Here is a 10,033-nt window from a genome sequence, read left to right as displayed (position 1 = left end):
GAGGCCGCGCGCCGCGCATTGCCGCCGCGCGACGCGGTGTCGTCCCGCAAAGAGGCGCCGCCGGCACCGGAGAAGGCGCCGTCACCGCCCCGCACCTACGGACAATCTGCGTCGGCCAAGCCCGAGGAAGCCGCCACCGATGCCCGGGCCCGGGCCCGGGAGGTCGGGACGCTCGCGGAGCTGGAGGCGCTGCTCGCGGACTTCGACGGGTGCCCGCTGCGCTTCACGGCCAAGAACCTCGCCTTCTCCGACGGAAATCCCGCCGCGAAGCTGATGTTCATCGGCGAGGCGCCGGGCGCCGACGAGGATCGGGTCGGCAAGCCGTTCATGGGCCGCTCGGGCCAGCTGCTCGACCGGATGATGGCGGCGATCGGCCTCGACCGCACGATGGCCTACGTCGCCAACGTGGTGCCGTGGCGCCCGCCTGGTAACCGCGAGCCGACGATCCAGGAGCTCGCCGTGTGCCGCCCGTTCCTCGAGCGGCAGATCGAGCTTGCCGACCCCGACATCATCGTCTGCCTCGGCAGCCCGGCGACGAAGGCGATCACCGGCACCAAGGACGGCATCCTGAAGGCGCGCGGGCGGTTCTACCCCTACGCGATGCCCCATCGCACGGTGCGGGCGCTCGCCACGCTCCACCCGGCCTACCTCCTGCGCCAGCCGATGCAGAAGCGGCTCGCCTGGCGGGATTTTCGGTTGCTGCGCGCCGCCCTCGACGGAAAAGCTTGACCGTTCGAGCGGAACCCTCGCTCGGCCTGTGTCATTACCCTGCGACTCGCGATAACGGCGTCGTGAGAACGAGTGGCGGTCGAAATTATGCGCTGGGACGATTTTCGGAGTTCGGACAACGTCGAGGATCGTCGCGGCGAAGGCGGCGGCGGCGGGATGGGCTTTCCGGGCGGCGGTGCCGGCGGGCTCGGCATCGGCGCGATCGTCGTGATCCTGATCATCAGCTGGGTCACCGGCATCAATCCGGCGATCCTGATGGGCGGCGCCGAGCAGATGACCCGCGGCGGCGGCAGCCAGCGCGAGGAGCAGGCCGACCCGCAGACGCAGACGCAGACGCAGACGCGGCGCAAGACGGCGCCGACCGACGACAGCGGCCGTTTCGCCTCCAAGATCTTGGGCAACACCGAGGACGTTTGGAGCCAGATCCTCCCGAACCAGACCGGCAAGCAGTACACCCCGACCACGATGGTGCTCTACACCGGCGGCACACGCAGCGGCTGCGGCTCGGCCCAGGCGGCGATGGGTCCGTTCTACTGCCCGCTCGACAAGAAGGTCTATCTGGACACCGGCTTCTTCAAGGAGATGGAGCAGAAGTTCGGTGTGAAGGGCGACTTCGCCTACGCCTACGTCATCGCGCACGAGGTCGGCCATCACGTGCAGGACGTCCTCGGCATCCTCGGCAAGGTCCAGGCCCGCCAGCAGCAGGCCTCGTCCAAGCGCGACGCGAACGCGCTCTCCGTCCGCATCGAGCTGATGGCCGATTGCCTCGCCGGCGTCTGGGCCAAGAACTCCAACGACAAGTACAATTCCCTGGAGCAGGGTGACATCGACGAGGCAATGAACGCGGCCAGCGCGATCGGAGACGACAAGCTGCAGAAGCAGAGCCAGGGCTACGCAGTGCCGGACTCGTTCACGCACGGCTCGTCCGAGCAGCGCCAACGTTGGTTCATGAACGGCTATAAGAGCGGCCAGACGAAGTCCTGCGACACGTTCCGTACCGCCAACAACTGAGCGTTGCCGGAATTTTGTCTTGGGACGTGAGGCTTGGTCGCTCTTCGTTCGCAGCGAGCCGGTGGTTCCACACTGAAAGTGGCTGAAGATCAGGTTTCAGAGTGGTGGTCGAGGCATGGCACCGCACCGTGGACGCCGTGCCCAGATCAGTTCGGTCCTATCGGGCCGAGCATTCAACAGAGGCGATGCGGCTCGTCCGTCAGCGAAGGATGTTCGGGGGCGTCGCTGGGCTCGCATTGAGCAGCGTGACCGTCACCCGCCGGTTCGGGGCGATGTAGGGGTTGTCGGGGAAGACCGGCTCGGTGTCGGCGCGTCCCACCACCGACGCGAAGTTCTCGTTGGGAACCCCGGCGCCCGACAGAATCTCGCGTACGGCGAGCGCACGCCCGGCGGTGAGGTTCCAGGGTTCGCCGGCCCGCGCCGAACCCGGGCGGGTGGCGGACGTGTAGCCGGTGATGGACAGGCGGTTGGGTAGCCGGCGCAGGGCGGGCGCCAGCGCTTCCAGCACGCGACGGGTCCGCTCGTGGGGGTCGACCGAACCCTCGCGGAACATGGAACGGCCGTCGTCGTCCACGAGGGAGACGTTCACGCCCTCCTTGGTCGGCTCGATCACGATGTTGCGCGACAGCTCGGCGATGTCGGGCATCTTCTGGAGCGCCTGCCGCAGGCTGGCCATGGCGCTGTAATTGGGCTGCACGCTGGCGGCCGGGCGCCTGGCATCGAGGTCGCTGGCGCCGCCCGCACTGGTCGGGCGCGCCCTCTCATCCTGCTCGGCTGAACCCGTCGCCTTCTCGCGGGGCGTGGACGGCTTGTTGCCCGACGTATCGAGGGAGGTACCATAGAGCATTCCGCCAGCGCCGCTGGTAGCGGGGCTCAAAGCCGCCGGCGCGAAGTATTCTGCCAAACCGGCCTTCTGCTCCTGCGTCGTCATGCTAATCAGCCACATCAACAGAAAGAACGCCATCATGGCGGTCACGAAGTCCGCGTAGGCAATCTTCCAGGCCCCGCCGTGGTGCCCGTGCGCGGCCTTCTTGACCTTCTTGATGATGATCGGCTGGAGCGCCATGATCGTCGCGTCCCTTCTCGAGATGGGGTCAGATCTAGGCGGGCAGGGCGGCGGTCGCCGCTTCCACTTCGTTGAAGGTCGGGCGGACGTCGCTCATCAAGGCCTTGCGGGCGAATTCCACCGCCATCACCGGCGGCTGGCCGGCGATGTGGGCAAGGAGACCAGCCTTGAGCGAAACGTAGTATTTCGACTCCGCCTCGAAGAGGCTCTTGAGCGACTGCGCCATGGGCCCGAAGAAGCCGTAGGCGACGAAGACGCCGAAGAAGGTGCCGACGAGCGCGCCGCCGATCAGATGGCCCAGCACCTCCGGCGGCTCCTTGATCGCCCCCATCGTCTTGATCACGCCGAGCACGGCGGCGACGATGCCGAGCGCGGGCGTACCGTCGGCGAGCGACTGCATGGCCGAGACGATACGCTCCTGCTCCTGGTGGTGCGTCTCGAGTTCCTCATCCATGAGCGCATCGATTTCGTGGACGTTGTTGGCGCCCAGCGTCACCATCCGCATGTAGTCGCAGACGAATTCGACCGCGTGATGGTTGGCTGCAAAGGTCGGGAAGGCGTTGAACAGCGTCGACTCGCTCGGCTCTTCGATGTGCGGCTCGAGCGCCATCAGGCCTTTCTGCTTCGCGAGCTTGAACAAGGAAAACTGCATTCCCAGAAGCTCGACATAGGCTTGCTGGTTGTATTTCGGCCCCTTCACGAGCGTGCCGAACATGGCGGGCACGGCCTTGAGAACCGGCCCGGTGTTGCCGATGATGAAGGCCCCGATCGCCGCACCGAGGATGATGACGAACTCGAACGGCTGCCAAAGCACTTCGAGGTGGCCGCCCATCGCCGAATAGCTGCCGAAGACGCAGGCGAAGACGATCAGGGTGCCGACGATCAGCCGCATGATGTGCCATCCTTGGCCGGCAGCAGGGACAGCCCGCGCGAAGCCGTTAACGATCCGACAAATCACCGAGGAAGGTTAATGGCGGGTTTCGCGCTTTGGCCGGAGGCTGGATCGGGCAACGCAGCGCTCGCCTCCCAACCACCTGTGAGGGCTGAGACACAAGGTTCGGTGGCTTCGGCGCACGACAACGTAGGTCGGACGAGCGGCCAAACTGATCTAAGAGGAAATGGTGGACGGTGCAGGGATCGAACCTGCGACCTTTCCCGTGTGAAGGGAACGCACTACCGCTGTGCTAACCGTCCATCCCGCGCGGCGAGCCCTTGGGCCGCCGCGATCCCGATCGACCAGCGCTGACGCCGTCGATCCCGGAACGAGGGCCTTCTAGGGCCGGCTGCGCGGTGGCGTCAAGCTGCAGAACCGATGCGATCACCGATCGACATCGACGACCGCACCGGTTCCGGCCGGATTTCCGCTCCGCGCTTGTCGGCCGCCGCGGCGCCCCATCCAAGGAACGCCGGGTTCCGGCTGCCTGGAAGCGTCGCCGACCGCGCAATCCGTCGCCACGTGTTTCCGCCGTCTACGCGCGACATCCCGGTCGGGCTGTGGCGGAGAGGGGCAATTGGAGGTTAAGACGCCGCCATGGCTCCTCTTGTCCGCTTCGCGCCGTCGCCCACCGGCTTCCTCCACATCGGCAACGCGCGGCCCGCGCTGCTGAACGCGCTCTTCGCCCGCGCGAACGGCGGTCGCTTCCTGCTGCGGCTCGACGACACCGACCGCGAACGCTCGACCGAGGCCTTCGCCGAGGCGATCGAGACGGACCTCGCCTGGCTCGGCATCGTGCCGGACCTGCGCGCCCGCCAATCGGACCGGACGGCGGTATACGACGACGCCGCCGACAAGCTGAAGGCGCTCGGCCGGCTCTATCCTTGCTACGAGACGCCGGAGGAGCTGGAGCGGCGGCGCAAGCGCCAGCTCGGCCGCGGCCTACCCCCGATCTACGATCGCGCGGCGCTCGCGCTGAGCGACAACGAGCGCGCCGCCATGGAGGCGGAAGGCCGCATCCCGCATTGGCGCTTCAAGCTCGAGCCGCGGGCGGTCGCCTGGGACGACCTCGTCCGCGGCACGGCGCACGTCGATTGCGCCTCGCTCTCCGACCCCGTGCTGGTGCGCGCCGACGGCAGCTACCTCTACACGCTGCCCTCGGTGGTCGACGACGCCGACCTCGGCGTCACCCACGTGATCCGTGGCGAGGACCACGTCACCAACACCGGCGTACAGGTGCAGATCTTCGAGGCCCTGGGGGCTGCGCTTCCGGTCTTCGGTCACCACAACCTTCTGACGACGGCGGATGGGGAGGGGCTGTCGAAGCGCCTCGGCCACCTGTCGCTGCGGTCGCTGCGCGAGGCGGGCTACGAGCCGGCCGCCGTGCGCTCGCTCGCCGTGCTCAACGGCTCGGCCGAGGCTGTGCGCGCGGTCGCGACGATGGACGCGCTCGCCGAGCTCGTGAACCTCGCCCACATCTCCCGGGCGCCGGCCAAGTTCGATCCGCACGAACTCGACGGGCTCAACGCTCGCATCCTCCACGAGATGCCGTTCGCGGACGCCGCCGAGCGCCTGGACGCGCTCGGCATCCCGGCGGGCATCGCCGAACCTTTGTGGCTGGCGGCGCGGGCGAATCTCCACCGGATCGCCGAAATTCGCGACTGGTGGCAGGTGGTGGCCGGGCCGGTCGCGCCGGTGATCGCGGACGCCGTCGTGACCGACGCGGCGTTGGCGACGCTGCCGCCCGAGCCCTACGGCCCCGAGACCTGGAAGGCCTGGACCACCGCGATCCGCGAGCGGACCGGCGCCAAGGGCAAAGCCCTCTTCATGCCGCTGCGCCTGGCGCTCACCGGCCTGGAGCACGGGCCGGACCTGGCTGCCCTGCTGCCGCTGATCGGGCGCGATCGTGCGGCGCGGCGACTCGCGGGCGAGGCGGCCTGAGGCTATTCGGCGAGATCGAGGAGGTGCCGGCCTTCGCGGTCGTCGACCTCGATGATCCACAGGTCGGAATCGAAGCGGATCTCCTTGGTCAGGCGCTCCTCGGCATCGAGCGGCGTGCCCTCGGTGACCATCGCCACGAAACGGCGGCCGCCGGAATCCTCGCCCTCGAACAAAGCCTGCGGCGCCGGCCCGTAGAGGTCGGCGCGTCCGTCGAGGCGATCGACCTTGACGAAGATCGCGCCCGCCTCCGCCGCCCCGCGCCGCCGCTGAACCGCGGAGATGCCCTCGACGGCGAGGCGCCTCAGGTGGGCCGAGACCCAGAAATCGGAGCGCAGGCGCGGCATGGGACCTCCCAGTGCGGATGCGCGCCGGGCATGCGCCGCGCCGGACCGCGATGCAATCAGGCCGGGGGCAGGGCAGCGCGGGCGGCGAGCTCGCGCAGGGTCCGGCCGGCGGGTTCGCCCTTTACCGGCAGCTTGCGGTCGCGCTCGAACTTTTCGATCGCCGCGCGGGTGGTGGCGCCCATCAGCCCGTCGGCCTTGAGCGGCCCGTAGCCGAGCTTCGTCAGAGCCTTTTGCGCCTGCATCACCGAGGGCTGCGGTTTCGGTGCTGCGGCGGCCGCCTTCGGCGTGACCGAGGCGGTGGTCTCGCCGGACCGGATCAGGTCGGCGATCGCATCCCGGTTCGCAGGCTTGGCGGATTCGGCGGTCTTGGCCGGCGGCCGTGACGGCTCGGCGGGCCGCGCGGCTTCGGCCGCCATGTCCGGCGAAGCCTTCGGGACCGGGTCCTTCCGTAGCGCGTCTTGGCGAAGCGCGTCCTGGCGAATCGCGATCTTCGGCAGGATCGGCGCCGGGTGGCGGCCGGTCTGGTAGCCCAGCGCGTTCATCGAGACCATCACCACGGCGCCGAGCGCGACCACCCCGCCGAACAGCGTACCGGGGTTGCGCCGGCACATGCGCAAGGTCCCGCTGGCCACGGCCCCGAGCATCACCCGCCATTCCGAGGCGTCGGCATCGGTGATGGCTGCGCGAGGTGGTGTCGGGTGGCGGGCGGCCTTGGCCGGGCGTGCGCTGCGGGCCTCGCCGGCGACGGTGATCTCGCGATGGTCGCGCATCTCGGACATTCTGTCTCCCCGTTGCGTTTCGGATCAGCCGGCGCGGCGCAGGCGCGCGGCTTCGTCGGGCTCCCGCACCACCGTCGGCCCGCTGTCGAACAGGCCGAGCGGCAGGCGAACGACGGCGCCGGTGGCTGGCGCATTGCGGGTCGTGCGCACCCGGGCGGTCAGCGGCGCGGTGCCGAGCGCGCTTTCGGGCTGGCGGCAGGCCTTCGGCAGGCTGACGGTGACGGTCGTCCCCGCATCCGGCGCGCTCTCGATCGTCATGGCGCCGCCGTGCAGGCCGACGAGACCCTGCACCACGGACAGGCCGAGGCCGGTACCCTCGTGGGTGCGCTTGTAGCCGCCGGTCCCCGCCTGGAAGAACGGCGTGCCGAGCCGCGGCAGGTCGGCTTCCCGGATGCCGATGCCGGTATCCGAGACGACGAGGTCGAGGCCGGTCTCGGTCCTGCGCAGCGCCACCTCGACGCGGCCGCCGGCGGGCGTGAACTTCACCGCGTTCGAAATCAGGTTGATCAGCACCTGCCGGCAGGCACGCGAATCCGCGGTGATCTCGATAGAGCCGTGCGCGGGCGTCGGCACGAGGACGATTCCGGCCTCGTCGGCCTTGAGCTTCATCAAGTCGCAGCAGCTGCGCACGAGAGCTGCCGCGTCCACCGTCTCCGGCGCGTAATCGAAGTTGCCGCTCTGGATCCGGCTCATGTCGAGCAGGGTGTTGACGACGCTGAGCAGGTGCTGCCCCGAGGCGCCGATGATGCCGGCATATTCCCGCGCCTGCTCCGGCCCGAGCACCATCGCGCCTTCGCCGGCCAGCACCTCGGAGAAGCCGATGATGGCGTTCAGGGGCGTGCGCAGCTCGTGGGTGACGTTGGCGAGGAAACGGCTCTTCACCTCGTCGGCGCGCTCGGCCTCGGCGCGGGCCCGCTCCAGTTCCTCGGCATGGCGGCGATGCTCGGTCACGTCCCGGGTCACGGCGACGACGCCGACCGGGCCGGACGGACCCTGCGCGATCCGGTGCGCCCGCATCTCGACATGGATCAGCCGCGCACCGTCCTGCCGCCGCGCGGTCGGGTCGACGTTGAGGCGCAGCTGTACCGTGGCGGGCTTGCCCAACGCCGCGACATCGCTGATCGCCTGCAGGAAGGCGGGGCGGTCGGCGACGTGGACGCGCTCCAGCAGGCCGTGGCCGCGCAGGCGCAGGGCGTCGGTGCCGACGAGGGTCTCGGCCGAGGCCGACGCCTCGATCACCCGGCCGTTGGCGTCGTGCCAGGTGACGAGGTCGTCGATCGCGGCGAGCAGCATCCGGTCCCGGGCCTCGTTGTCGCGCATGCGCTTGCGCCATTGGCCCTCGTTGCGCATCTGCTCCAACACCTGCGCGGCGACGTGGCCGATGGCGGTGATGGCGAAGACCGGCAACGCCACGGTGGCCGAGAGCGCGACCGTCGGGCTGGTGACGATCCAAGAGCCGGCGAGCGCGACGCCGAGCACGCCGAGCATCGCCAGCAGGGACGCGGCGACGGTCGCCCGCTTCGAGCCGGAGACCACCGCTTCGAGCGGGATCGCCACGAGCCAGACGGTCGCGGCCGACTGCACGCCGCCGGTGAGCCCGGCGAGGCAGACGATCAGCCCGGTGAGGCCGGCGGAGGAGACCGCGTGAGCGACCCAGAGCGAGCCGGTGCGCGAGAGCAGGACGGCGGCGAGGACCGGTAGGAACAGGCTGGCGATGGCGAGGACTTCGATGCCCGAGGGCACGCCGCGCCACAGCAGGTAGGGCGGCAGCCCGGCCATCATCACCGCGCCGGTGGCGAGGCGCGAGACCAGGAAGCGCTCGTGGCGGAAGCGCACGGCCGCGTCCTCGATCGCGGATTCATGCACGAAGCTCGCAAGGCGGGCGTCGAGCAGCGCGGGCAGCCGGTGTTGAATACGCAAGACAGATACGCGCAACGCACAAGACCCAAGACCCGGGGCAGCCAACAACGCGGCATCCCAGGAAATACTCGGCCTTCGCGCCCCCCGGTTCGGTGACGAACGACTAGGAGCCGACCGTCGCAGACCCGGCTTAAACGAGTGTTGCGCGCCGGCTTCCGATCACCCGGATGCTTTCCACAACGTAACCGTGACTGTGCGCCGTCGTCCCGAATGCGGTTCGTTCACCATCGACGCCGATTTCCGCGCTCAGTTGACGGCGGGTTCAGGAAGTCGGCGCCACCCTCGGCCAGTCCAACCCGTCCGCCGTCCGGATCACCGTTTATGTCGTTCCTGTTGCGAGCCGCCCTGGTGATCGGCGCGTTGTCCTATTTCGCGGCGACGCGCGACCAGCCCTCGACGTCCGCGATCGGACCCGCAGCGACGGCGACGGCGACGGCGGCCGTGCGCGATCCGGCTGCGACGGTCCTGGCGACGGGATCGACGGTGCTCGCGACGGTCGGGTCCGCCTCGGCGGCCTGGAGCGCACTGCCGGCGGAGTCCCGCCAGCGTTTGGCGCAGGATGCCATGGCCGAGCTCGGCAGGCACGTCGGCACGGCAAGCGTCTCGCGCGACACCCTGGCGGACTCCGACCGCAAGGCCGCCTGGCGCGGTGCGGAGGGGCACTGACGACGCAGCGCGGACTGAGCTGCGACGCGCGAAGCCGGCTCTAACGCCGGCGGCCCATCAGCAAGCGAAAGGCCCGGCTCGTCACCGACCTCCGGGCGGGCTTCAAGACGACTTGCGCGCTCGTCCCGGCAGGGTCGTGCGGGCGGCAGGCCGTTCGACGGCACTTGCCCGGACCTTGCCCGTGTCCGGCGCATGGTGCGGCTGGTGCGCGTCGGCCGTGGCGGTGCGCTCGCGCAGCGGCCGGTCGAGGATCGCCGAGAGCAGGTCGCGGGCGGCCGGGCGATCGGTGGTGCGGAACAGGCGGACGAGCTCGAACACCCGCTCGGCCGAGCGCGACACCGCCTCGTCGAGGGTCAGGAAGACGTAGACCGCCTCCTCCTCGTGCAGGTCGGCGGCGCGCAGGCATAGGGTCAGCAGGTCGTAGCGCGAGCCCGGGTCCGGCGCGGCGCGCAAGAAGTTCGCCGGTAGCCCCAGGCCGTCGGACAGCGCGGCGATGAAGCCGGGCACGTCGTGGGCGGCGGACAGTCCGAGCAGCATCGCGCCGAGGTCGCGTGGCGGGGGCGGGCAGGGGCGAAGCGCCGCCGTGGCGGCGATGGCCTCGCGGATCGCATCGCGCCGGATCGGGTCGGCATGCAGGTAGAGC

Annotated in this window: 9 protein-coding genes, 1 tRNA gene and 1 pseudogene; 4 read left to right on the top strand and 7 right to left on the bottom strand. The window is 69.8% G+C overall.

All coding sequences use genetic code 11. The features are described 5' to 3' along the window. Both FV222_RS09800 and FV222_RS09795 read left to right on the top strand, forming a co-directional pair. Positions 1-729: uracil-DNA glycosylase (locus FV222_RS09800; RefSeq protein ID WP_147814058.1), on the top strand; the 729-nt coding region annotated here is incomplete at its 5' end. A gap of 87 nt (positions 730-816) precedes the next feature. Next, positions 817-1,740 carry a neutral zinc metallopeptidase gene (locus FV222_RS09795; RefSeq protein ID WP_147814060.1) on the top strand — a complete coding sequence of 308 codons (924 nt, stop codon included), beginning with the start codon at positions 817-819 and terminating at the stop codon, positions 1,738-1,740. Positions 1,741-1,939: 199 nt separating this feature from the next. On the opposite strand, the gene FV222_RS09790 is transcribed toward FV222_RS09795, so the two are convergent. The 3 genes from FV222_RS09790 to FV222_RS09780 all read right to left on the bottom strand — a co-directional run bounded on the left by FV222_RS09790 (position 1,940) and on the right by FV222_RS09780 (position 4,000). After that, positions 1,940-2,806 carry a flagellar motor protein MotB gene (locus tag FV222_RS09790; RefSeq protein WP_147814056.1) on the bottom strand — a complete coding sequence of 289 codons (867 nt, stop codon included), beginning with the start codon at positions 2,804-2,806 and terminating at the stop codon, positions 1,940-1,942. A 34-nt stretch (positions 2,807-2,840) separates the two neighbouring features. Then, entirely contained in the window at positions 2,841-3,698 is an 858-nt protein-coding gene (gene motA, locus FV222_RS09785) for a flagellar motor stator protein MotA (RefSeq protein WP_147751068.1), read from the bottom strand. 227 nt (positions 3,699-3,925) lie between these two features. Next, positions 3,926-4,000 (bottom strand) — tRNA-Val (locus FV222_RS09780). 337 nt (positions 4,001-4,337) lie between these two features. Here FV222_RS09780 and gltX point away from each other — a divergent pair. Continuing rightward, positions 4,338-5,681: a glutamate--tRNA ligase gene (gltX, locus tag FV222_RS09775; protein ID WP_147761479.1), complete on the top strand. Its 1,344-nt coding sequence runs from the start codon at positions 4,338-4,340 to the stop codon at positions 5,679-5,681. Positions 5,682-5,683: 2 nt separating this feature from the next. On the opposite strand, the gene FV222_RS09770 is transcribed toward gltX, so the two are convergent. Genes FV222_RS09770 through FV222_RS09760 form a run of 3 tightly spaced genes read right to left on the bottom strand, consistent with a single transcriptional unit; the run spans position 5,684 to position 8,724 of the window. Next, entirely contained in the window at positions 5,684-6,025 is a 342-nt protein-coding gene (locus FV222_RS09770) for a DUF1491 family protein (RefSeq protein WP_147761480.1), read from the bottom strand. Between the two features lie 56 nt (positions 6,026-6,081). Continuing rightward, entirely contained in the window at positions 6,082-6,795 is a 714-nt protein-coding gene (locus FV222_RS09765; protein ID WP_147761591.1) for a peptidoglycan-binding domain-containing protein, read from the bottom strand. Between the two features lie 33 nt (positions 6,796-6,828). After that, positions 6,829-8,724, bottom strand: coding sequence for a PAS domain-containing sensor histidine kinase (locus tag FV222_RS09760; protein ID WP_147814054.1), 1,896 nt, complete (start codon positions 8,722-8,724; stop codon positions 6,829-6,831). A 321-nt stretch (positions 8,725-9,045) separates the two neighbouring features. Between FV222_RS09760 and FV222_RS09755 the strand changes: the two genes are divergently transcribed. After that, entirely contained in the window at positions 9,046-9,390 is a 345-nt protein-coding gene (locus tag FV222_RS09755; protein ID WP_147761482.1) for a hypothetical protein, read from the top strand. A gap of 102 nt (positions 9,391-9,492) precedes the next feature. On the opposite strand, the pseudogene FV222_RS29505 reads toward FV222_RS09755, so the two are convergent. Next, a pseudogene (locus FV222_RS29505) lies at positions 9,493-10,033 on the bottom strand (hypothetical protein); the annotation flags it as partial.

The sequence above is a fragment of the Methylobacterium sp. WL103 genome (assembly GCF_008039885.1).
Lineage (GTDB): Bacteria > Pseudomonadota > Alphaproteobacteria > Rhizobiales > Beijerinckiaceae > Methylobacterium > Methylobacterium cerastii.
Note: the sequence above shows the minus strand (reverse complement) of the source record. Positions and strands in the feature narration are given on the sequence as shown.

Bases quoted from the DNA above. Each gene is read 5' to 3' on its own strand.
- FV222_RS09795 (WP_147814060.1), top strand. From the start codon at position 817: ATGCGCTGGGACGATTTTCGGAGTTCGGACAACGTCGAGGATCGTCGC.
- FV222_RS09790 (WP_147814056.1), bottom strand. From the start codon at position 2,806: ATGGCGCTCCAGCCGATCATCATCAAGAAGGTCAAGAAGGCCGCGCAC.
- motA (WP_147751068.1), bottom strand. From the start codon at position 3,698: ATGCGGCTGATCGTCGGCACCCTGATCGTCTTCGCCTGCGTCTTCGGC.
- gltX (WP_147761479.1), top strand. From the start codon at position 4,338: ATGGCTCCTCTTGTCCGCTTCGCGCCGTCGCCCACCGGCTTCCTCCAC.
- FV222_RS09770 (WP_147761480.1), bottom strand. From the start codon at position 6,025: ATGCCGCGCCTGCGCTCCGATTTCTGGGTCTCGGCCCACCTGAGGCGC.
- FV222_RS09765 (WP_147761591.1), bottom strand. From the start codon at position 6,795: ATGCGCGACCATCGCGAGATCACCGTCGCCGGCGAGGCCCGCAGCGCA.
- FV222_RS09755 (WP_147761482.1), top strand. From the start codon at position 9,046: ATGTCGTTCCTGTTGCGAGCCGCCCTGGTGATCGGCGCGTTGTCCTAT.